At 70.1% G+C, this 22,544-nt stretch carries 19 protein-coding genes; 7 read left to right on the top strand and 12 right to left on the bottom strand.

Going from position 1 to position 22,544, the window contains the following annotated elements:
- Nucleotides 1-22 precede the first annotated feature (22 nt).
- From pruA to ACRWNM_RS14320, 5 genes are all read right to left on the bottom strand, one after another.
- Nucleotides 23-1,657, bottom strand: coding sequence for an L-glutamate gamma-semialdehyde dehydrogenase (pruA, locus tag ACRWNM_RS14340; protein ID WP_431967519.1), 1,635 nt, complete (start codon nucleotides 1,655-1,657; stop codon nucleotides 23-25).
- 65 nt (nucleotides 1,658-1,722) lie between these two features.
- Nucleotides 1,723-3,342, bottom strand: a complete 1,620-nt coding sequence (locus tag ACRWNM_RS14335; RefSeq protein WP_431967517.1) for a serine/threonine-protein kinase — start codon at nucleotides 3,340-3,342, stop codon at nucleotides 1,723-1,725.
- Nucleotides 3,343-3,507: 165 nt separating this feature from the next.
- Nucleotides 3,508-4,617: a succinyldiaminopimelate transaminase gene (dapC, locus tag ACRWNM_RS14330; RefSeq protein WP_431967515.1), complete on the bottom strand. Its 1,110-nt coding sequence runs from the start codon at nucleotides 4,615-4,617 to the stop codon at nucleotides 3,508-3,510.
- A gap of 7 nt (nucleotides 4,618-4,624) precedes the next feature.
- Nucleotides 4,625-4,945 carry a ferredoxin gene (fdxA, locus tag ACRWNM_RS14325; protein ID WP_196148215.1) on the bottom strand — a complete coding sequence of 107 codons (321 nt, stop codon included), beginning with the start codon at nucleotides 4,943-4,945 and terminating at the stop codon, nucleotides 4,625-4,627.
- A gap of 268 nt (nucleotides 4,946-5,213) precedes the next feature.
- Nucleotides 5,214-7,814: a bifunctional FO biosynthesis protein CofGH gene (locus ACRWNM_RS14320; RefSeq protein WP_431967512.1), complete on the bottom strand. Its 2,601-nt coding sequence runs from the start codon at nucleotides 7,812-7,814 to the stop codon at nucleotides 5,214-5,216.
- 171 nt (nucleotides 7,815-7,985) lie between these two features.
- On the opposite strand from ACRWNM_RS14320, the gene ACRWNM_RS14315 reads away from it, so the two are divergent.
- The 3 genes from ACRWNM_RS14315 to ACRWNM_RS14305 all read left to right on the top strand — a co-directional run bounded on the left by ACRWNM_RS14315 (nucleotide 7,986) and on the right by ACRWNM_RS14305 (nucleotide 11,991).
- Complete coding sequence (locus tag ACRWNM_RS14315; protein WP_431967510.1) at nucleotides 7,986-8,483, top strand: PH domain-containing protein; 498 nt, start codon at nucleotides 7,986-7,988, stop codon at nucleotides 8,481-8,483.
- Nucleotides 8,480-10,042: a PH domain-containing protein gene (locus ACRWNM_RS14310; RefSeq protein WP_431967508.1), complete on the top strand. Its 1,563-nt coding sequence runs from the start codon at nucleotides 8,480-8,482 to the stop codon at nucleotides 10,040-10,042. The genes ACRWNM_RS14315 and ACRWNM_RS14310 overlap by 4 nt, the downstream gene beginning before the upstream one ends.
- 167 nt (nucleotides 10,043-10,209) lie before the next feature.
- Nucleotides 10,210-11,991, top strand: a complete 1,782-nt coding sequence (locus tag ACRWNM_RS14305; RefSeq protein WP_431967969.1) for an APC family permease — start codon at nucleotides 10,210-10,212, stop codon at nucleotides 11,989-11,991.
- Nucleotides 11,992-12,067: 76 nt separating this feature from the next.
- On the opposite strand, the gene ACRWNM_RS14300 is transcribed toward ACRWNM_RS14305, so the two are convergent.
- The 5 genes from ACRWNM_RS14300 to typA form a co-directional block, all read right to left on the bottom strand.
- A complete protein-coding gene (locus tag ACRWNM_RS14300; protein WP_431967506.1) occupies nucleotides 12,068-12,550 on the bottom strand; it encodes a hypothetical protein in 483 nt (160 codons plus the stop codon).
- On the bottom strand, nucleotides 12,547-12,705 hold the full coding sequence (locus ACRWNM_RS14295; RefSeq protein WP_431967504.1) for a hypothetical protein: 159 nt from the start codon (nucleotides 12,703-12,705) through the stop codon (nucleotides 12,547-12,549). The genes ACRWNM_RS14300 and ACRWNM_RS14295 overlap by 4 nt, the downstream gene beginning before the upstream one ends.
- A 54-nt stretch (nucleotides 12,706-12,759) precedes the next feature.
- Nucleotides 12,760-13,650: an N-acetyl-1-D-myo-inositol-2-amino-2-deoxy-alpha-D-glucopyranoside deacetylase gene (gene mshB, locus ACRWNM_RS14290; protein WP_431967502.1), complete on the bottom strand. Its 891-nt coding sequence runs from the start codon at nucleotides 13,648-13,650 to the stop codon at nucleotides 12,760-12,762.
- Nucleotides 13,647-15,392 carry an ABC transporter family substrate-binding protein gene (locus ACRWNM_RS14285; RefSeq protein ID WP_431967967.1) on the bottom strand — a complete coding sequence of 582 codons (1,746 nt, stop codon included), beginning with the start codon at nucleotides 15,390-15,392 and terminating at the stop codon, nucleotides 13,647-13,649. The genes mshB and ACRWNM_RS14285 overlap by 4 nt, the downstream gene beginning before the upstream one ends.
- Nucleotides 15,393-15,520: 128 nt before the next feature.
- The gene (typA, locus tag ACRWNM_RS14280; RefSeq protein WP_431967500.1) at nucleotides 15,521-17,419 is read right to left on the bottom strand and encodes a translational GTPase TypA; all 1,899 of its coding nucleotides are present in this window, start codon (nucleotides 17,417-17,419) and stop codon (nucleotides 15,521-15,523) included.
- Between the two features lie 154 nt (nucleotides 17,420-17,573).
- Here typA and ACRWNM_RS14275 point away from each other — a divergent pair, with 154 nt between their 5' ends.
- Both ACRWNM_RS14275 and ACRWNM_RS14270 read left to right on the top strand, forming a co-directional pair.
- Nucleotides 17,574-17,750 carry a hypothetical protein gene (locus ACRWNM_RS14275; RefSeq protein ID WP_166655726.1) on the top strand — a complete coding sequence of 59 codons (177 nt, stop codon included), beginning with the start codon at nucleotides 17,574-17,576 and terminating at the stop codon, nucleotides 17,748-17,750.
- A 48-nt stretch (nucleotides 17,751-17,798) separates the two neighbouring features.
- Entirely contained in the window at nucleotides 17,799-18,095 is a 297-nt protein-coding gene (locus ACRWNM_RS14270; protein ID WP_431967498.1) for a 4a-hydroxytetrahydrobiopterin dehydratase, read from the top strand.
- Between the two features lie 80 nt (nucleotides 18,096-18,175).
- Here the strand turns inward: ACRWNM_RS14270 and ACRWNM_RS14265 are convergent, their stop codons facing one another.
- Entirely contained in the window at nucleotides 18,176-19,510 is a 1,335-nt protein-coding gene (locus ACRWNM_RS14265; RefSeq protein ID WP_431967965.1) for a mannosyltransferase, read from the bottom strand.
- Nucleotides 19,511-19,810: 300 nt separating this feature from the next.
- Between ACRWNM_RS14265 and ACRWNM_RS14260 the strand changes: the two genes are divergently transcribed.
- On the top strand, nucleotides 19,811-20,545 hold the full coding sequence (locus ACRWNM_RS14260) for an Rv1157c family protein (protein ID WP_431967963.1): 735 nt from the start codon (nucleotides 19,811-19,813) through the stop codon (nucleotides 20,543-20,545).
- Between the two features lie 304 nt (nucleotides 20,546-20,849).
- The gene (locus tag ACRWNM_RS14255) at nucleotides 20,850-21,206 is read left to right on the top strand and encodes a hypothetical protein (protein WP_431967496.1); all 357 of its coding nucleotides are present in this window, start codon (nucleotides 20,850-20,852) and stop codon (nucleotides 21,204-21,206) included.
- A 529-nt stretch (nucleotides 21,207-21,735) separates the two neighbouring features.
- On the opposite strand, the gene ACRWNM_RS14250 is transcribed toward ACRWNM_RS14255, so the two are convergent.
- Nucleotides 21,736-22,449, bottom strand: a complete 714-nt coding sequence (locus tag ACRWNM_RS14250; RefSeq protein WP_431967495.1) for a DUF1906 domain-containing protein — start codon at nucleotides 22,447-22,449, stop codon at nucleotides 21,736-21,738.
- Nucleotides 22,450-22,544: the final 95 nt, after the last annotated feature.

The following is a 22,544-nucleotide window of genomic DNA, read 5'->3' as shown; positions in this document are numbered from 1 at the left end:
CGGCGCGGCGGCGCCGCCGGTCTCACGAGTCCATGTGCGGGTACCGGTGCTGTACCGGCGGCACGAATGTCTCCTTGATGGTGCGCGGCGCCGTCCAGCGCAGCAGATTCAACGGCGAGCCCGCCTTGTCGTCGGTACCCGAGGCGCGCGCACCGCCGAACGGCTGCTGACCGACGACGGCGCCGGTGGGTTTGTCGTTGATGTAGAAGTTGCCCGCCGCGAAACGCAGAGCGGCGGAGGCCTGTTCGGCGGCCTTGCGATCGTCGGCGAAGATCGCGCCGGTCAGCGCGTACGGCGCGGCCGCTTCCACTTCGGCCAGAATCGCGGCGTACGAACCGGGTTCGGCGTCGTCGTAGACGTGCACCGAGAGGATCGGGCCGAAGTACTCGGTGGTGAAGGACTCGTCGCGCGGATCGTCGGAGAGCAGTACCGTCGGGCGTACGAACCAGCCTTCGCTGTCGTCGTAGGCGCCGCCGACCGGAATGGTGACGCCCGCGTCCCTCGCTCGTTCGATGGCCGCCACGTTCTTGTCGTAGGCGCGCCGATCGATCAGCGCCCCACCGAAATTCGACAGATCGGCCACGTCGCCGTAGCTGAGCTCGGCGGTCGCGGCGAGGAAATCGTCGCCGATGGCGCGCCAGACCGACCGCGCGATGTAGGCCCGCGAAGCGGCCGAGCACTTCTGACCCTGGTACTCGTAAGCGCCACGGATCAGCGCGGTGCGCAAGGCATCCGGATCGGCCGACGTGTGGGCGACGATGAAATCCTTGCCGCCCGTCTCCCCGACCAGCCGCGGATAGCCATGGTAGCGGCCGATATTCGCGCCGACCTGCTGCCACAGCGACTGGAAGGTGCGGGTGGAGCCGGTGAAGTGGATGCCTGCCAGGCGCGGGTCGGCGAGCGCCACCTCCGAGAGTTGGATACCGTCGCCGGTGACCATGTTGATCACGCCGGGCGGCAGGCCCGCCGCCTCGAGCAGCCGCATCGTGTGGAACGCCGCGAGCGTCTGCGTCGGCGACGGCTTCCACACCACCGTGTTGCCCATCAGCGCGGGCGCGGTCGGCAGGTTGCCCGCGATGGCGGTGAAGTTGAACGGCGTGATCGCGTAGACGAACCCCTCCAGCGGCCGGTAGTCCATCCGGTTCCACACGCCGGGGCTCGACTGCGGCTGCTGAGCCTGGATGTCGCGCGCGAACGCCACGTTGAACCGCCAGAAATCGACCAACTCGCAGGGCGCGTCGATCTCGGCCTGCGCCACCGACTTGGACTGGCCGAGCATCGTCGCGGCGGCCACCTTCTCCCGCCACGGTCCGGCCAGCAGGTCGGCCGCGCGCAGGAAGACCGCGGCGCGGTCGTCGAAAGGCATGGTGCGCCATCCCGGCGCGGCCGCGATGGCCGCCTCGATGGCGCCGTGCGCTTCGGAATGAGTGGTATCGGTGTAGGTCCCCAGCACGTGCCGACGGCGGTGCGGTGCGACGATCTCGTGCCGCTCGCCGATCCCGGGCCGATGCTTGCCGCCGATCACCAGCGGCACGTCGACGGATTCGGCGGAGATCTGGGCCAGCTCGGCCAGCAGCAGCTCGCGCTCGCGACTCCCCGGCGCATACGTATGCACCGGCTCGTTGCTCGGCGTAGGGACAACCGTGACAGCGTCCATAACTCAGGCTAGCCCCAAAACCACGCCTGGACGGAGCCCTCGCGCCGCCGCGTGTCGGCCACGGATCAGAACGGAGCCTCGGCCCACCATCGGTCGCGGACCTCGTCGAACGTGTGCCCCGGCCAGGCGACCTCGACCAGGATCGACGAGGTGGACGGGCTCACCCAGCCGTGCGTCGCCAGCGTGAACGGCGCGGCCGGATCGGTCGGCCGGAACACCTGGAGCCCACCCGGCCTGCTGAATTCGCGTTCGCCGGTCACCGTGGCGTGCGCGCCGAGGTAAGCCTGCACCTCGCGGAACCCTTCGTACTCGGTGTACCACGCGGTGACGCCGTCCGGGTCGGTGCAGACGATCTGGCGCAGCGGCAGCGGGTCACCGGGCGCGGTCACCACCGTCGCGGCGCCGTGACAGCGCGCGCCCCGCCAGCCCGTTCCGTCCGGGCTCGCCGGGATGAGCTGGGGAAAGGCGATCGCGATGGAATGCTGCGCGCCCCACGGCAGCGGCTGCGGCCGGTTCGGGCGGATGAACTTCCAGTAGACGCCGACTGCGGCCACCCCGCCCACGCCGAGCACCAGCGCGAACACCAGAAGCAGCACGGAGAACGTCCGCCACCCCGAGGAGACCCGCCGTCCTGCGACCCGCGCGGGCGGCGCGGCGAACGCGGCAGGACCGCCTCCCCAGCCGTGTGCGGCCGCCGAACGGGGATCGGTCGCACCGGCCGCCCTGGGCCCGGAATCGACCACCGTGTCCGTCCAGAGCGGAATCCGCGGTGGAGTGAGCGGCGCCGAGTTGCCCGGATCGTCAGACGCTCCCGCCTGATCCGCGGAACTCGGCGGGATCGCGCGACCGGCCAGGGCCCGCGTCACCGCATCGGCGAAGGCGCCGCAACTGGCGAAGCGCCGGGCCGGGTCCTTGTCCATCGCGCGGACGATCGCCTCGTCCACCGCGGACGGCAGCCCCGGGACGAACGCACCGGCACGCGGCGCGGGCTGGGTGAGGTGCGCGGCGACGATCGCGCCCGGATTCGTCCCGGTGAACGGCGGTTGTCCGGTCAACAGGGCGAACAGGGTGCAGCCGAGCGCGTACTGGTCCGCGCGATGGTCGACCGGCCCGCCCGAAAGCTGTTCCGGCGCCGCGTAAGCCAGGGTGGCGTGCAGTTCGCCGGTCCTGGTCAGCTGGTGGGTGTCCTCACGCATGCGCGCGATGCCGAAGTCGCTGAGCAGCACCCGGTCGCCGCCGCCGTGCGCGGCGCTCAGCAGGATGTTGGCCGGTTTCACGTCGCGGTGCAGCACGCCGCGGTCGTGCGCGTAGTCCAGCGCGGCCGCGGTCTGGGCGACGATCCCGGCGGCGCGCACCGGGTCCAGCGGTCCGCCGCGGAACGCGGCCGCGTCGCCGCCGTCGACGTACTGCATGGAAATCCACAGCACACCCTCGTCGGCGCCGCGATCCAGCACCGACACGATGTTCGGATGATCAAGCCGCGCAACCACATCGGCCTCGCGTTCGAATCGCCGCCGCGCCTCCTCGTCGGCGTAGAGGTCGCGATCGAGCAGCTTGAGCGCGATCAGGCGCGGCAGCCGCGGATGACCGGCCAGATAGACCGTGCCCATTCCACCGCGGCCGAGCACCCGCTCGATCCGATATCCGGCGAACACCTCGCCGACGGCGAGCCCCACCCCCTGCATCGCAGCAACCTTTCACCGAGCCGATCGAGCGTCACGAGTGTACGAAGCGCGGTCCGCCCGGGCGAACCGGTCACCTGTCGGCGCAGCTCGTGACCGGCCCGTCGCGCCGGACGACGGCGGCGCTTCCGTCATGGCCGACGCGCAATCTCGCCGAAATCCGCGAAATCAGTTCGCGCGCAAGCGCTCCACCGCGGCGGCGATGCGTTCGTCGGACGCGGTCATCGCGATCCGCACGTGCTCGCCCGAGGTCGGCCCGTAGAAGTCGCCGGGCGCGGCGAGGATGCCACGGTCGGCGAGCCAGTCCAGCGTGGTCCGGCAGTTCTCGCCGCGAGTGGACCACAGGTACAGCCCGGCCTCCGAGTGATCGATACGGAAACCAGCGCCCTGCAGCGCATTTCGCAGCTGCTCGCGCCGGGCGCGGTAGCGTTCACGCTGCTTGGCCTCGTGCGCGTCGTCGCCGAGCGCGGCCGTCATCGCGGCCTGGATTGGGTAGGGCACCATCATGCCCGAGTGTTTGCGCACCTCGAGCAGCTCGGCGACCAGTTCCGGATCGCCCGCCACGAAACCGGCGCGGTAGCTGGCCAGGTTCGACGTCTTCGAGAGCGAATGCACCGCGAGCAGACCGGTGTGGTCACCGTCGCACACTTCGGGATCCAGGATCGAGAAGGGGCGGCTGTCCCAGGAGAGACCCAGGTAGCACTCGTCGGACGCGACGATCGCGCCGCGCTCCCGCGCGAACGCGACGACCTTGCGCAGGTGCTCGACGCCGAGCACGCGGCCGGTCGGGTTGGACGGCGAATTGAGGTAGATCAGCGCGGGCGACTGGGGGCCGAGCCGGGTGAGCCCGTCGGCCCGCAGCACCTGCGTGCCCGCGAGCAGCGCGCCGACCTCGTAGGTCGGATAGGCGATCTCGGGAATGACCACCAGATCACCGGAACCGAGACCCAGCAGCCTCGGCAGGCCCGCGATCAGCTCCTTGGTGCCGATCACGGGCAGCACCGCCGCCGGGTCCAGACCCGTGATCCCGTACCGGCGCTTCAACGCGTCGACCGCGGCCGCGCGCAGTTCGGGGGTGCCGTGCGTGGTCGGGTAGCCGGGAACCTCCGCGACCGCGTTGAGCGCCGCCCTGATGATCGGGGCGACGGGGTCCACCGGAGTGCCGACCGACAGATCGACGATCCCGTCGGGATGCGCCGCGGCTCTCGCCTTGACCGCCGCGATGGTGTCCCAGGGAAAATCGGGTAGCAGAGCGCTGACCCGGCCGCGCGAACTCACTCGGGTCTCACTCGCCCATCGGGGGAAGTTCTTTGATGAACGGCGGGTCGTAGTCGACCTTGCCGACCTTGGTCGCGCCGCCCGGCGAACCCAGCTCGTCGAAGAAATCGACGTTGGCGTTCACGTATCCGCCCCACTGGTCCGGCGTGTCGTCTTCGTAGAAGATCGCCTCCACCGGGCACACCGGCTCACATGCACCACAGTCCACGCACTCGTCGGGATGGATGTACAGCATGCGACCACCCTCGTAGATGCAGTCCACGGGGCATTCCTCGATGCATGCCTTGTCCTTCACGTCAACGCACGGTTCAGCGATGATGTACGGCACTGCCGCTCTCCTAGTCTGTCCTCACCTGCGGGGATGGTCCGCCCACGCGAAACCCTATCCCGACCACCCCACGTTACTACTGGTCAGCCTGCCCTAACTTCGCCGGCTCCGCCCCCGCTCGCGGCGGGTATGCCGAGGCTCTCGTCCACGTCGAGGCCCAAAGCACGATCGTAGTGGACGGAGCGGGGCGAAGTCGGCCGACAGCCCGCGCGCGATCACCGGCCGTCGCCGCGCGCGGGCGCGAACGTCGCGCCCGCGCGCCACGGGACTAGTGCACCGACAGCGACAACGGCTCCGGCTTGCGGTCCACCCGGCCGTACGTGGTCGTGCGTTCCCTGGCGGGACGACCGATGCCGTCGGCGATCTCGACGAGCTCGGCGACCGTCTTCGCCGAGCCGTGCTGCGAGCCGGCCATGCGGGAGATGGTCTCTTCCATCAGCGTGCCGCCGAGGTCGTTCGCGCCGCCGTTGAGCATCATCCTGGTGCCCGCCGTGCCGAGCTTGACCCAGCTGGTCTGGATGTTGTCGATGCGACCGTGCAGCATGATCCTGGCCAGCGCGTGCGCCGCGCGGTTGTCGCGGATCGTCGGGCCGGGCCTGGCCGCGCCCGCCAGATACAGCGGGGCGCTCTGGTGCACGAAGGGCAGCAGCACGAATTCGGTGAAACCGCCTGTCTCGTCCTGGATTCCGCGAATCACGCGCAGGTGTCCGACCCAGTGCTTCGGACTGTCCACGTGCCCGTACATCATCGTCGAGCTGGAACGCAGGCCGATCCGATGCGCGGTGGTGATCACCTCGATCCACGCCGACGTGGGCAGCTTGCCCTTGGTGAGCACCCAGCGCACCTCGTCGTCCAGGATCTCCGCGGCGGTGCCCGGAATGGTGTCGAGCCCGGCCTCCTTCAGCGCCACCAGCCAGTCGCGAATGCTCTGCCCGCCGCGCGAGGCGCCGTTGACGATCTCCATCGGGCTGAAGGCGTGCACGTGCATGGACGGCACCCGCTGCTTCACCGCGCGCACCAGGTCGGCGTAGCCGGTGACCGGCAGATCCGGGTCGATGCCGCCCTGCATGCAGACCTCGGTGGCGCCGTCGACATGCGCCTCCCACGCCCGGTCCGCGACCTCGTCGGTGCTCAGCGTGAACGCGTCGGCGTCGCCCTTGCGCTGGGCGAACGCGCAGAAGCGGCAGCCGGTGTAGCAGATGTTGGTGAAGTTGATGTTCCGGTTCACCACGTAGGTGACGTCGTCGCCGACGGTGTCGCGGCGCAACTGGTCGGCCAACGCCGCGACGGCCTCGAGATCGGTGCCCTCGGCGGTGGCCAGCGCCAGGTACTCGGCGTCGGACAGCGCGGCGGGATCGCGTTCGGCGGCGCGCAGCGCGGCCAGCACGTCGGCGTCGAGCCGCTCGGGGGCCGAGCTGGCCAGGTCGCGCGCCTGTTCGCGGATGGTGTCCCAATCGCCGAACGCGCCGACCACGTCCTGGCCCAGCGCGGAGTCGCTGCGGCTCTCGGTGTTGCGGCCCTCGGTGTCGATGGACGTGTTGAGGTCGATCCGGCCCGCGGAATCCCACGATTCGTCCGGTTCCTGCCACGGCAGGCCGGCCGGGATCGCGTCCGGATTCGCCAGACCGGTCGCGGGATCGGTCAGCGCGGCCACGTGCGCGCCTATACGCGGATCCACCCACGGATTGCCCGCGCGCACGTATTTCGGGTGCGCCGAGGTCCTTTCGACGAGCTGGTAGCCCGCCGCCTCGGTGATCTCGCGCAGCGTGTCCAGATTCGGCCACGGCCGTTCGGGATTCACGTGATCCGGGGTCACCGGCGAGACGCCGCCCCAGTCATCGATGCCCGCGTCGATCAACGCCAGGCATTCCTCCAGCGACACCAGGTTCGGCGGGGCCTGCACCGGCACGTCCGGGCCGAGCAGCAGGCGGGTCACCGCGATGGTCGCGCGGAACTCGGCCAGGTCGGCGTCGGGCGCGTCCCGCATGGCGGTGTCGTCCTTGGCGCGGAAGTTCTGGATGATGACTTCCTGGATGTGCCCGAACGCCTTGTGCTGCTTGCGAATCGCCATGATGGACTCGGCACGCTCGGTGAGCGTCTCGCCGATGCCGACCAGGATGCCGGTGGTGTACGGCACCGAGAGCCGCCCGGCGTCGGTGATGGCGCGCAGCCGCACCGCGGGGTCCTTGTCGGGACTGCCGTAGTGGCACTGACCCTTCTCGGTGAACAGCCGCGTCGAGGTGGTCTCCAGCATCATCCCCATGGACTGGGCGACCGGCTTGAGGCGCGCGATCTCCTCCCAGCTCATCACGCCGGGATTCAGGTGCGGCAGCAGGCCGGTCTCCTCCAGCACCATGATCGAGACGGCGCGCAGGTAGTCCAGCGTGGAGTCGTAACCGCGCTCGTCGAGCCACTGCGCGGCCTCCGGCCAACGCGCCTCGGGCCGGTCGCCGAGGGTGAACAGCGCCTCCTTGCAGCCGAGCGCGGCGCCGCGGCGAGCGATGTCGAGCACCTCGTCGGGCTCCAGGAACATGCCCTTGCCCTCGGCACGCAGCTTGCCCGGCACCGTGACGAACGTGCAGTAGTGACACTTGTCCCTGCACAACCGGGTCAGCGGAATGAACACATTGCGCGAATAGCTGATCGTCTTCGGCCTGCCCGCGGATTCCAGACCGGCGTCGCGCACCCGCGCCGCGCTGCGACACAGCTCGACCAGATCCTCACCGCGCGCATGCAGCAGCACCGCGGCCTCGTCCACGTTCAGCGTCACACCGTCTCGGGCCCGGCGGAGCGCGCGGCGCATGGCCGACGGGCTGGGCGGGGCGGGCGGGACGCTCGGGGTCGCTAGCTCGGTCACGCCCTCGATCATGCGCTACCCATCCTGGACTGTCTCCCTCCAGTGCTTGTGTGTGAGCGTAAACAGCTCACGGGCACGGCGAGCCGCGCGGGACCCGTCGTGAGCGTTCACAACCTCACCATGCGCCACGGTTATTCCGCCGGCGCGGGGCGGGTGGCGAATGTTCGTGCAACCATGACAAGCATGTCGCAGCCGCGCACGATCATGGCCGACCCGGCCTGGCGCCCGAGCCCCAAGGCGAAACTGCTGTGGACCGTGCAGGCGGTGTTGTCGTGGGCGCTGCCGTTGCTCGCGCTGCTCGTGTGGGCCGCGGTGGACTCACAACGGCGCGGCTGGCAGTTGATCGCGCTGGTGATCGGGCTGTTCTGCGCGATGTTCAGCATCGCCGTCGTCCCGTGGTGGCGCTACGCGGTGCACCGCTGGGAGGTCACCGACGAGGCCGTGTACACCAGGGTCGGCTGGCTGGCCCAGGAGAGCCGGGTCGCGCCGATCTCGCGGGTGCAGACGGTCGACACCGAACGCGGTCCGCTGGAGCGGCTGCTCGGCCTGGCCACGGTCACGGTCACCACCGCCTCGTCGGCGGGCGCGGTGCAGATCTCGGCGCTCGACCTGCCGGTCGCCGAAGAGACCGTGACGCGGCTGACCGAGATCGCCGCCCGGCATCGCGGAGACGCGACATGACCGAGCCGCTACCCGGCGATATCGGACCGCCGTGGGCGCGCCTTGACCAGCGAATGCTGTTGGTGCACCCCGTCACCGAGGTGGTCAAGTTCATCCCGGTGCTGATCGGTTCCGTCATCCTCGGCACCAGCAGCGGCAATCCCGCGTGGAGCGTCATCCCGCTGGTGCTGGTCGTCGGATTCGCGATCACCCGCTGGTTCACCACGACCTACCGGGTCGGACCGACCCACGTCGAACTGCGCACCGGATTGGTCCAGCGCAGAAAGCTTTCGGTGCCGCGCAGCCGGATCAGATCCGTGGACATCGAATCCGACCTGTTGCACCGGGCGTTGGGGCTGGCCGTGGTGGTCATCGGCACCGGTCAGCAGGCCGACACCGGGGAGAAGTTCAAGCTCGACTCGCTCGACGCGCGGGTGGTGCCCGCGTTGCGCGCCGAGTTGCTCGCGCACACGGCCCGTCCGGCCGCCGGGCCGGAGATCCCGGCCGCGGGCGTCGCCGACGACGAAGCGGCTCGAGCACAACCGACGGCGCGCGAGATCGGGCACTGGCAGCCGCAGTGGGTGCGATACGCGCCGCTGTCGCTGACCGGATTCGCCGTCATCGCGCCGGTGGTCGGCGTGGCGTTCCAGTACGGGCTGGGCCAGTGGCTGTTCGAATCCGAGGCCGCGCAGGACATCGGGGATCGCGCGGTCGTCGCCATCGTCCTCGTCGTGCTCGGCCTGATCGCCGCCATCGTGCTCGTGGTCAGCCTCGCGGCCTGCACGCGGTACCTGACCACGTATTTCGGCCTCCGCGTCCTGAACGACGGCCGCACCCTGCACCTGCGCCACGGCCTGTTCACCACCAGACAGATCACCCTCGACCTGGCCCGTTTCCGCGGCGCTACCGTCAACGAGCCACTGCTGCTTCGCCTTTCGGGCGCCGCCGAACTCGAGGCCATCATGGTCGGCGAGAACCCGCGCCAGAAGATCCTGCCGCAGGCCCCGCGCACCGCGATCGAAAGCACGCTCGCGGAACTGCTGAGTCCGCCACCGACGCACCCCTCCGCGTCGAGCCCTAGTGCCGCAACCGAATTCGCACCCGTGGCGCAGATGACCGTCCGGCTCACCAGGCACGGGCCCGCCGCGCGCCGACGCCGGTACACCCGGGCCCTGACTCCCGTCGCCCTCCTCGCCTTCGTGGTGCTCGCCTTCTCCCTCGACGGCCCCATTCCGCCTTGGTGGTGGCTGTTGCCCGGCATCACCGCGGTCGTCGCGATCGCCCTGGCCGAAGACCGCTACCGTGGCCTCGGCCACGCCGTCCTCCCCCGCACCGCGACCAGCCCCGCCTGGCTCATCACCCGCGCAGGCTCCCTCGACCGCGACCGCGACTGCCTCGAAGCTCCCGGCGTCATCGGCTGGACCGTCCGCCAATCCTTCTGGCAGCGCCGCTCCGGGGTCGCCACCGTCGTCGCCGCTACCGCCGCGGGCAAGAAGCGCTACCACGTCGTCGACATCCCGCTGCCGCAAGCCTGGTCCGTCATCGAAGCCGTCACTCCCGGCGCCCTCGGACGCCGCTGATACCCCGCAGACCCTCGGTACACCCCACAAGGCGTAGGGAGGGTCTGTGGCAGACCCTGCGCGGAGCGGTGACGTGTCGTTGGAGGGCGGGCGTGCGGGGGCGGCGTTGAATGGGAGATGTGGTCGAGACCGTAGCGCGCGACGAGTCCCGGATCGCCGATCGGCGGATGCGCCGGATGCAGCGTGGCGATGCCTACCGGCTCACCGCGTTCGGGGGGCTCGCCGCGCTCTCGCTGGACGCGTTGTCCAGCGTCGCCTACGGGCCGGAGGCCATCGTGCTCGTGCTCGTCGGCGCGGGCGCGGCGGCGGTCCAGTGGACGCTCCCGGTGTCGCTGGCGATCGCGGCGCTGTTGCTGGTGCTCGTCCTCTCCTACCGTCAGGTGATCGCGGCGCACCCGGACGGTGGCGGGGCGTACGCGGTGGCGAAAAAGGATCTCGGCCGGGGCGCGAGCCTGCTGGCCGCGGCCAGCCTGGTGGTCGATTACGTGCTGACGGTCGCGGTCAGCCTTTCGGCGGGCGCGGCGAGCCTGGCCAGCGCGTTTCCCGCATTGCGCGACCACGAGCTGGAGGTCGCGCTCGCGGCGCTCACGCTCATCGCCGTGGTGAATCTGATCGGCGTCGCCGAGTCCGCCAGGGTGCTGATGGCGCCGATGCTGGTGTTCGTCGCCTGCGTCCTCGGCGTGATCGCCGTCGGCTTGCTGCGGCCGGAGCCGGTGGCCGTGGTCGGCGACGATCCCGGGCCGCTGGTCCCGATCGAGGCGCTCGGAGTGTGGTTGCTGCTCAAGGCTTTCGCCGCGGGCTGTTCGGCGCTGACCGGTGTGGAGGCGATCGCGAACGCGGTGCCGTCGTTCCGCACGCCCGCCGTCCGCCGCGCCCAGCACACCGAGGTCGCGCTCGGGATGCTGCTGTGCGTCATGCTGCTCGGCCTTGCGCTGCTCATCCGCATACATCACGTGGTGCCGCGCGAAGGAGTGACGATTCTGGCCCAGCTCGCCGCGGCCGCGTTCGGCACGGGGTGGCCGTTCTACATCGTGAACGTGGCCGTCGCGGTGACGCTCGGGTTGGCGGCCAACACGAGTTTCGGCGGGCTGCCGGTGTTGCTCGCGCTGCTGGCGAAGGACCGCCGGATGCCCTCGCTGTTCACGCTGCGCTCCGAGCGGCCGGTTTTCCGGTACGGCGTGACCGCGCTCGCCGTGGCCGCGGGCACGATTCTGATGCTGGTCGACGCCGAGACGCACAGCCTGCTTCCGCTGTACGCGATCGGCGTCTTCATCGGCTTCACCCTCAGCCAGTGGGGACTGGTCCGGCACTGGCAACGGCAGCGCGACCCCGGGTGGGGGCCGCGCGCCGCACTGAACGGGTTCGGCGCGTGCTTGACCGCCGTGGCCGCTGTGGTGTTGCTGGCCGAGAAGTTCACCGAAGGCGCCTGGCTACTGCTGGTGATCATCCCGCTGTTGATCATCCTGTTCGCCAGGACCGAGAACTACTACCGCACGGTCGCCGCGGAACTGCGTCTCGGTGAGATCCCGCCGCGCCCCGAGATCTCACCCGCGACAAGGGCTCTGGTCATCATCCCGGTGGTCGCCGTGAGCGAGGCGACCGCCCGCGCGCTCGCCGTCGCGCTGCGCACGCGCGGCGAAATCGTCGCCGTCGCCGCCGAGATCGACCCCGCCGCCACCAAACGCCTCAGCGCCCGCTGGAAAGAATGGGACCCGGGCGTCCCGCTCACCGTGCTGCCGTGCCCGCACCGCAACCTGATCACCACCCTGGTCGGCTACGTGCGCAAACAAACCGCCAGGGGCCGCGACGTCACCGTGCTGGTCACCCACGTCGAAGCCCGCCACTGGCGCCACCGTCTGCTGCACAACCCGCGCGGCCCGGTCCTCGCCGCCGCGCTGCGCGCCCGCACCGACGCCGTCATCGCCACGCTGCCGATCCGCGTCGACTGACGGCGGTCCTCGCAGCAACTCCGCACACGTCGCGGCGGTTCCGACCACAGCGGGGCGTACGGAGGGTTCTGCGAGGTCAGTGCTGGGCGGGGCGGAGGTAGAGGTAGACGAGGGGTGGGACGAGGCCGCAGAGCAGCAGCAGGAGGGTCGGCCAGTCACTGAGGAGCACGAGGTCGCCGCCGGGGCCTGCGACGGTGCAGGCCAGGAAACCGAAGGTCCAGACGATGACCGGGAGCAGGGCCACGCGGACGCTGTCGGTGAGGGTGCGCATGGCCGCGATCAGCACGACGTTGAGGGCGGCGGCGAGCAGGACCGTCACCGGGAAGGCGATCGCGCCCGAGCCGGCTGCCGCGGCGAGCGGTGCGGCCACCAGGGTGTTCTCCTTCGGCGGCGGGAGATGCGAGGCGCCCAGATAGACGGGCAGATAGAGGACCTCGAAGGCCAGGGTGAACAACCCGCTCAGGACGAGCGCGGCCATCAGCGCCAGCCGTAGGGGTTCGGCGATCCACCCTCGATCATCGGTCTGTGGCGCGTCCGCGCGCTTGTCGAGCGCCGTCACGGCACCGGCGGGTAGCCGAGGAGGGTCAGCAGGTGGCTCTGCATGTCGACGAAGGCGTACAGCACCGACATGTACAGCTCGTGTTGCTGCTGCGCGCCGGGCCGCAAGCTGTCCACGAAGGCCGAGATGGCGTTCTGGAGATCCCAGTTGTACACGTCCAGGAGTCTATGCCCCGCGGCCGAGGCCGCGGATCGCGCACCGTGTCCGATTCAGCCGATCCCGGCGAACAAGTCGTGTTCGCGCCCGTCCGGCCCTACCGGGCCCCGCGCGCCGCGGACCAGCACGTAGTGCTCCTCGGGCAGCACCGGCTGGGCGATGTCGTTGGAGAGCGCGAACTCCCGCCCGGACGGCGCGACCGTCACCTGGGTGGCGTGCGCCCGCAGCGCCGCCCGCTTGGCGGCCAGCGCGTCGGACACCTCGACGGTGGTGGTGACGGTCTGACTCGGCACGCTCGCCAACTCACCCGCCGCGGGCAGCCGCCAGCCCTTCGGCAGCGCGCCCGGCAGGCCCTCGACGGTGCGCCGGGCCAGCGCCTCGGTGTGCAGCCGCAGCATGTCGGCGTCGGTCACGGTCCAGTAGAACTTGGGCACGTCCCAGCCGCGCTCGGCCGCTTCGTGCACGGCGGCCGTGGCGACCTCGTGTGCCCTGATGTGATCGGGGTGGCCGTAGCCGCCGCGCGGGTCGTAGCCGATCACCACCCGCGGCCGCAGCTCGAGCAGGATCTCGACGAGCGCCTCCACCGCCTCGGGTCCGGAGCGCACGAACGCCCTCGGGTGCTCGGCCGACGGCGTGCCCGCCATCCCGGAATCCCGCCAGCGCCCTGCCCCACCCAGAAAGCGCGGCGGCGCGGCGTCCAAAGCGGCCAGCGCCCTTGTCAATTCGACGATGCGGTAGCCACCGAGCTGATCGGCGCCGTCCGCGGTCAGCTGGGCCCACTGCTCGCCGATCACCTCGCCCTCCTCGCCGAGGGTGCAGGTCACCACGGTGACCGGGACGCCCCGACGACGGTAGTGCGCGATCGTGCCGCCGGTGGTGATGGATTCGTCGTCCGGGTGCGCGTGCACCAGCACGATGCCGCCCGGCCTTTCGGCGGCGGTCACGGAATCCTGCGCCACATCGCGGCGTCGCCGAAGATGCCCACCTGGATGGCGCCGCTCAGCGACACGCCGTCCACTCGCGGGCCCGCGGCGGCGACCACGTTGTCCTGCACGATCGGCAGCACCGTGGCAAGCCCCCACAGCGCGGGCTCGGCCTCGGCGAGCGCCTTGGGGACGTCGATGCCGCGCAGCGCCGCGTCGATCGCGGGCTGCAGCGCCGGATCGCACACGCCGGACAGGTTGCTCGGCGCGCGCCGGGCCGCCTCCACCGCGGTCTGCGTCTCGCCGTCGCCCGGGCTGGGTTCGGGCGGCAGGCAGCTGTAGCGGGACGCCAGCACGTTGGCCGGATCCGCGCCCGCGACCTCCCAGCCGACGATGGCGTCCACGCCGCCCTCGACCAGCTCCTTGCCGTACAGCGCGTCGGCGGCGACGCTGCGGACGCTGGCATCGATTCCGGCGCTGCGCAATTGGTCGGCGGCGGTGTTGGCCACCGCGAGCGCGGTCGCGTCACCGGTGACCGCGCCGATACGAAGGGCGAGCGCCTTGCCGTTCTTCGCGACCGGCCGCGGCTGCGGCGCGGGCGAGGTCGGCGAGACCACCGGCGGCGGTTCGGGCGCGCGGGCGAAACCAGCCTCGGCCAGCAGCGCGAACGCTTCTTCCGGGGCGGGGCGCGGCGGCGCGGTCGGCGCGTAGCCGGGGTCCGAGGGCGTCAGGATCTGCGCGCGCACCGGCTCGACCCATCCGCCCGTTTGCGCGCCGACGGTGGCCAGCAGCGCGGGATCGAGCAGCGCGAGCACCCCGCGCCGGACCCGATGATCGGCGAGTTCGGTGGTGCGCCCGTTCAACACGAACTGGAGCTCGCGCGACTGCGCCATGATCGCGGTGCGCACCGAGGGGATCGCGGCCAGTTGCGCCTGGGTCGCGACACCGCCGTGCACCAGCGCCATCTGCGCGTCACCGGTGCGCAGCGATTCGGCCAGCTGCGCCGGAGTTCCGCCGCGGCGCAACAGAATCTGATCGGGACCGGCCGGAGTGCCCCAGTAGCGGTCGTTGCGTTCCAGCAGGATCTCGTCGCGGCCGGGATCCACCGACTTGATCGCGAAGTTGCCGCCGGACACCGGGATTCCCTCCGCGAGACCGTTGGCGAAACCGCCGGGCTGATCCTTGATCAGGTGCGAGGGAAGCAGATTCGCGAACAGCTCGCGCCAGGCCGGGTACGGCTGGGTCAGCACGACGGTGACCGTCTTGCCGCCGCCGGAGGAGTTGACGTCCGAGATCAGCCGGTAGGCCGCCGAATCCGCGACACCGGGCTGAGTCAGCATCTGCTGCCACAGGAAACGGAAGTCCTCGGCGGCGATCGGCGCGCCGTCGGACCAGTTGGCCTGGTTGCGCAGCGTGTAGGTGATGGTGAACGGTTCCTGGCTGGTGACCTCGGCGGCGGTCACCAGCGCGGTGTCCGGCACCCAGTCGGTGGCGCCGCGCACCGTCGGGTTCGGCACCGGACGGAACGGGCTCGGCAGCACCATCGAGCTCACCGCCGAGGTGGCGGGCGACTGATCGGACCGCAGGTGCGGGTTGAACCCGATGCCGATGTCGTCGATCCCGACGACGACGGTGTTCTTGCCCGGCTTGGCCGGCGTCGTCTTCGGGCTGTCGGTGCTCTCGATGGGCGGGGGCGGGTTCGCGGTGCATCCGGCGAGCACCGTCACGGAGGCCGCCATCAGAACCATCAATGCGCGCGACATCGCGCGTCGTCTTGCCCCCGTGCTCACGCTCGGCACTCTACTTCGCCACGCCGCCGTTCGCCTACGCGGCGCCGCCGCGCTCTCGCACGGCGGCGCCGAGGCTCCGCGCTCGCCGGTCCGGTTCCGCACTACAGCGCGGCCCGGTCCCGCGCCTTCCGCCTGGACAGCTCACGGGCCCGCTCGTTCTGGCCGAGGACGACCTTGCGCACCCGGACCACCTCGGGGGTGACCTCGACGCACTCGTCGGCGGCGCAGAACTCCATCGCGCCCTCCAGGTCCAGCTGCAGCGGCTTGGCCAGGGTCTCGATCACGTCGGCGGTGGAGCTGCGCATGTTGGTCAGCTTCTTCTCGCGGGTGACGTTGATGTCGAGATCCTCCGCGCGCGGGTTGATGCCCACCACGTGGCCCTCGTAGGTGTCCGCGCCCGGCTCGACGAAGAACTGGCCGCGGTCGGCGAGTTGGATCATCGCGAACGGCGTCACGCTGCCCGCGCGGTCGGAGACCAGCGAACCGGTGTGGCGCGCCCGGATCTCGCCCGCCCACGGCGCGTAGCCGTGCGCGACGGCGTTGGCGATGCCGGTGCCGCGGGTCTCGGTGAGGAAGTCGGTGCGGAAGCCGATCAGGCCGCGCGAGGGGACGATGAACTCCATCCGCACCCAGCCCGCGGCGTGGTTGTTCATCTGCACCATCTTGCCCTTGCGGGCGGCGAGCAGCTGGGTGATCGCGCCGAGGTACTCCTCGGGGCAGTCGATGGTCAACTCCTCGTAGGGCTCGTGCACCTTGCCGTCGACCTGCTTGGTGACCACCTGCGGCTTGCCGACGGTCAGCTCGAAGCCTTCGCGGCGCATCTGCTCGACCAGGATGGCCAGCGCCAGCTCACCGCGGCCCTGCACCTCCCAGGCGTCCGGGCGGCCGATGTCGAGCACCCGCAGCGAGACGTTGCCGACCAGTTCCTGGTCCAGGCGCGACTTCACCATGCGGGCGGTCAGCTTGTGGCCCTGCACCCGGCCGACCAGCGGCGAGGTGTTGGTGCCGATGGTGACCGAGATCGCAGGCTCGTCGACGGTGATGCGGGGCAGTGCGACCGGGTTGTCGATGTCGGCGAGGGTGTCGCCGATCATGATCTCCGGGATGCCCGCGATGGCGACGATGTCACCCGCCACGGCCACCTCGCCGGGCTGCCGCTCGACGCCGATGGTCTGGAGCAGCTCGGTGATCTTGACGTGCTTGACGCCGTCGGCGTGCATCCACGCGACGTTCTGGCCCTTGCGCAGCTCGCCGTTGTGCACGCGCACCAGCGCGAGGCGGCCGAGGAAGGCCGAGGCGTCCAGGTTGGTGACGTGGGCCTGCAGCGGCGCGGCGGGATCGCCCTTCGGCGCCGGGATGCACTCCATCAGCACGTCGAACAGCGCGTCGAGGTTCTCCGCGTCGGGCGCGCTGCCGTTCTCGGGTCGCTCCTTGGAGGCCTTGCCCTCACGACCGGAGGCGTAGAGCACCGGCAGGTCGAGGGCCAGCTCGGCGGCCTCAGCCGCGGCGTCGTCCAGGTCGGAGGCCAGGTCCAGCAGCAGGTCGTGGCTCTCCTCGACGACCTCCTCGATGCGCGCGTCGGGGCGGTCGGTCTTGTTGACGACCAGGATCACCGGCAGCGACGCGGCCAGCGCCTTGCGCAGCACGAAGCGGGTCTGCGGCAGCGGGCCCTCGGAGGCGTCCACCAGCAGCACGACGCCGTCGACCATGGAGAGGCCGCGCTCGACCTCACCGCCGAAGTCGGCGTGGCCGGGGGTGTCGATGACGTTGATGACGGTGACCGAACCGTCCTGGTGGTGCCGGTGCACCGCGGTGTTCTTGGCGAGAATGGTGATGCCCTTCTCGCGCTCCAGGTCACCGGAGTCCATCACACGGTCGACCGGCTCGGCCCGCTCGGCGAAGGCGCCGGACTGGCGCAGCATGGCGTCGACCAGTGTCGTCTTACCGTGGTCGACGTGAGCCACGATGGCCACGTTGCGAAAATCGCGTGCAGACGACACGCCAGAATCCTCCTGCTGTTCGGTGTTGGTACCGGCCGACCCCTGCAAACAGGTGGAGAATGAAAACTCACCGGGCATCGCGGCCAGCTACAGACTACCGGCTACCGAGCGACCCCCACGTATCAGGCGCTCGAGTAAGGGTATGCTAACCATCGTGGGCAAGGTAAAAGCGAAGAAGGTTTCGAGTCTGAAACCCAAGAAGAAGTGCTGTCGAAAGAAGACGCGCTGCTTCAAATGCCCCGTCGTCATCATGCGGATGAAGAAGGCCGAGGCCGCGGGCCTCTCCGGCAAGGATCTGAAAAAGGCGCTGAAACAGGCTCGCGCAGCCTGAGTTCCGCAGATTCCGGTGCACGTTCGGCAAACGGGGTACAACCGGCATATGAGCATCCCACTGCTAACCGAAGCCGAGATCGCCGACGCGCTGGCCGGGCTGCCGAACTGGAGCCGATCCGGCGACAACATCACCCGCACCGTCAAGGCCGCCTCGTTTCCGGCGGGCATCGATCTGGTGCGCCGGGTCGCCGACGCGGCCGAGGCCGCGAACCATCACCCCGATATCGATATTCGCTGGCGGAATGTGACCTTCGCCCTGTCCACCCATGCCGTGGGCGGCCTGACCGCATTGGACTTCGGCATGGCCCGCGAGATCGACCTGCTCGCGTCGCAGTCCGAGTAGCCGCCGATCACTTCGAGTCGCCGCGTTGGACCGACGCGGTCGCCCGGCTTCGCCACGAGCGGGTGAGCGACGACGCGGAGCTACCCTGCTCGCGCGGAGTCCGCGACCATCTTGCTCGTCGCCTCGTCTGCCGACCGCTCGCGCCGCGCTCCGCACCAGATGATCCACGCGAACAGGACGAGTACACCGAGCACATCCACCGCGCCCAGCCAGGACAGCACGCCCGGCCGGGAGATCTCCCAGATCGTCGGCTGGAAGAACGACAGCACCCACGGCACGCCGATCAACATGGTCACCAGCCAGTACCCGGCCAGGATCCGCGCGCCCGGCGCGCCGCGCAGCGGGCCGTAGACCAGCCAGAGCACCGTCGGCAGCAACCAGACCCAGTGGTGCGACCACGAGATCGGCGAGATCAACAACCCGAACAGCTGCACCATGAGCAGCGTGCCCATCCGGTCGTCCGGTTCCAGCGCCCGCCAGGCGAAGAAGGCCAGCGCCGCGACCGCGAGCACCGCCGCGATCCACACCGGTCCGGATTCCACGTCGTAGCCGAGGATGCGGCTCAGCGTTCCGCGCAGCGACTGATTCCACACCGAGCCGACCGGGCCGATCCGGTCCGCGTCGCCGAGCAGCGTGCCGAAGTAGCGGGTCGCCTCGTGGTTGTTGATCAGGTAGCTGATGCCGACGGTCGCGCCGAAGACCACAGCGGACCACAGCGCGGTCCCCCAGCGCCGCCGCGCGACGAAGTAGAGCCCGGTGATCGCGGGCGTCAGCTTGATGCCCGCGATGACGCCGACCAGCCCGCCCGACAACCACCACCGCGAACTGCGCACCGCGAGCATGGCGCCGAGCACCAGGAAGACGTTGACCTGTCCGTAGTCGATCGTCGTGCGCACCGGCTCCAGCCACACGCCGACCGTCGTCCAGCCGATCGCCGCTGCGCGCCAACCCGGTTCGCGCAACCGCTGTTCGCCGACGATCAATTCCAGCGCGATCCAGACCACGCCGTACAGCGCCGCGACGGTGGCCAGCAGCCAGCCGACCGCGATCACCTTGAACGGCAGGAAATGCATTGGGAAGAAAACCAGCGCGGCGAACGGCGGATAGGTGAACGGGAGCGGGAAATCCGGCGTCTTCTCCGCGTAGGTGAAGTCGTAGAGCCGATCGGTGAGCAGCGCCGCCGAACCGTCCACGTAGACGTGCAGGTCGACCAGATTCATCCCATTGCGCGACACCAGCATCCACAGCAGCCGGGCCAGAACGGAAAGACCGAGCAGCAACACCGCCAGTCGCAGGTGGGCTGCGGCCGGACGCTGGTCCGACCGAGCGCTGTCTCGGTTCAAGTCGCGGGCTTTCGGGTCGGGGATGCGGTCACGGGCCGCGACCCGCCGGTGTCCGGTGTGTCGGCGGCAAATGCCGAAGGCTGCGACTAGATTAACCGGAGCGCCGATCTATCCCGTGCGCGCTACGCAACACCCATAACGTTTGCATCACCTTTCACATCGGCAACACCCCGCCGCACTACCGTCTGGTAACACTGATCGTCCACGGCACAACGTGATAACGACCACCGCTGTACAACTTGGCGGTCGTGTCCTTAGAGTGACCCCCGAAACAACGGATTTTTACCCGTTGACCAGATGTACCCGAGGTTAAGGACGGCTAGACCAGTGCTTCGCACCCGAGGATCGCGGATCGCATTGACCGCACTCGCCATGGCGGCGAGCGCTTCGCTCGCCGCGCCGGTCGCAGTAGCGGCACCGGCGCCCGCCCACACCGCGGTTTCGAACAGCGTTCCAATGGTGCCCGAGGGCGTTCCGGTGGACGCGATCGCCGCGCTCACCCCCGCCATCGTCGGCGCCATCGCCCGCCCTGCCGATGTCGCCGGACCGCAGTCCGCGATCCTCGACCAGGCGCGCATCCTGCTCAACACCCTGAATCTGCCGCCGCAGATCAAGTCGACCCTGGAGCGGATCATCACGTTCCTCGACGGCAGCGGCGGCGGCGGTCCCGAGCTACCGCAGGACGGCCCGGTCATCGCGCAGTTCCTGTACCCGACCATCGGCAAGGGCTGCATCAGCGCGACCGCCGACTCGATCGGCACGGCGCTCGCCGTCGCGGGCCCGGCCACGCTGCCCCCGCCCGGCCCCGAGGCCGGTCAGACCGGTTTCGTGTTCACCGCGCTCGGCACCAAGGCGCCGACGGCGGAGCAGAACCCGCCGATGACCGTGCAGTGGCTGAACCTCGACACCCGTCAGTCCGGCGTGCAGGCGCTGACCGACGAGGCGAAGATCAACCCGGACGGCCCCGCGACCCTGTCCGCCATCGTGAACACCGGCCGCGGCCGGATCGTCGCGGTGGTCGGCGGCTCGCTCACCACCAAGGCCCCCGACGCCGAGCCGCGCACCTGCTCCTTCCTGCCGACGCTCGGATTCTTCACCGTCGCTTGATGTTTCGAAGCCCGGCGGGTCGCTCGCGACCGCCGGGCTTCGGCATGTCCGGAGCCGCTGGACCCGATCGACCCACCAGCTCCACCGGACCGACACACCCAGCCGGAGCGGCCTGCCCGGCACTTCACCCGGTCGACCCCGACGAACTAGCGCTCCACTCGACCGGCTCACCCTGCGGGAGCCGCCCGCCCGGCGTCCCAGCCGCCTACGTCGGCGCGACTCGGCCGACCGCGACCGGACCGACACACCGTCGCAATCGCGGCGATATTTCGCGGCCCTGTCTCCGTTGTGGTAGACCGAAAGCATGTCGACTACCGAAGGAACGGTACGACCCCGCTCGATCCGGAGCTGGCGCTCGCGCCGATCAATCCTGTCCATCCGTTCCGAGGGCTCGATCCTGTCCATCGGATCGGCCTATTCGATTCTCTCGATCGGCAGTGTCGGTTCGGTGCTCTCGATCGGGTCGGTCGGATCGTTCGGCTCGGCGCTCTCCTCCGGCTCTTTCGCCAGCATCGGCTCGGCCCTCTCCGGCCTGTCACGCTGGTCGCTGCTGTCCTGGATGGGCAATCACGAGGCGCCGGAGACCCGTCCGAACCTGCGCGTCGTCCCGGACGACGAACCCGACCTCCGCGTCGCCCCCGTCTGCCACTGCCAGACCTAGGCGTATCTGCGCGTTCGTTCCATCCATGCGCGGGGCTGTCGCCGGACGTCGCCCGGCCCGCGCGAACTCGGCGTCCCTGCGCACTCGCTCTGGCCTTGCGCCGGGCATCGACGGACTCCGCCTGACCACGCGAAACTCGGCGTACCTCCCCTGAGCTCCGGCCATACGCAGGGTCGATCCATGGACTCCGCCCAACGACCTGAACCAGGCTCCGGCCATGCGCGGCAGCTATCGATGGACGCCGTCCGCACCCCCGAACCAGACACCACCCATACGCAGAGGCTATCGATGGATGCCGTCCGACTGCGTGAGCAAGGCGTACCTTCGCATTCCCGCCCGCCATGTGCGGGGCATCAGCGCACTCCGTCCGCCTGCGCGCAATGGGAGAAGCTTCGCCTCCACTCCGGCCATGCGCGGGGTCTACCGAGAGACTCCGCCCAACCACCGAACGAGGTACCAGCCATGCGCGGAGGCTATCGATCGACGCCGTCCGCCTCGGCGAGCTAGGCGCTGCGCCCTCGGCTCGCACTCACCACTGCCCGTACTCGGGCTTCAGAATGTCGTTGAGGTCGACGCCGATTCCGTCGACGGCGCGCTTGTCGATCTCGAACTGGTGCAGGTGCGCGGACGGGTGGACGAAACCTTTCGGGGTGCCCCAATTGTGCTGCCAGTACCAGGAGCCCAAGCCCGCCACCTGTGCGAGGTCGATGGTCGGCGAGTTGGCGTAGACGCCGACGTTCCCCTTGCCGAGCACCGCTTCCCAGCCGAGCAGGTACGGCGCGATCATGGTCGCGAAGTCGACCGGAGTCGGGTTGTCGTCGATGGAGGCGTAGATGGGCCTGCCCTCGGGGCCGCCCGCGACCAGGTGCAGTTCCAGCCCGCGTTCGGCATGCCTCTTGCCCGCCTCCAGTCCGCCGCGCCAGTCGGCGGTCGGCCCCTTGCCGAATTGGTAGCAGGACACGATCTTCAGCCCGGCCGCGGTGAGTTCCTCGACCTCGCGGGCGAGCAGCGGCTTGCCCACCATCCATTCCGCGCCGGGCCGCCGATCGGAGACGTAGCGGATGACGCCGACGTGCCCGGCCGCGAGAATGGCCTCGGCCGCGGGCACGCCACCGGAATAGTCGATCAACGTGCCGAGGTTGCCCGTCGCGGAGGCGGGCCCGGCGGAGCTTGCCACTCCGAGCGCGGCGGCCGCGGCGGTGTAGGCGAACAACTTGCGTCGAGACAGATCGAAAGAACGCATCGCAGGACTCCTTCGCGCAACCCCCAATTGGCTGGCAGCGTGCCCGGCGCACCTTCCCCAAGGTTCACACGCGCGCCGGGAGCCTCGAACGTGAA

This window comes from Nocardia sp. bgisy134 (assembly GCF_965341865.1).
Classification (GTDB): domain Bacteria; phylum Actinomycetota; class Actinomycetes; order Mycobacteriales; family Mycobacteriaceae; genus Nocardia.
Note: the sequence above shows the minus strand (reverse complement) of the source record. Positions and strands in the feature narration are given on the sequence as shown.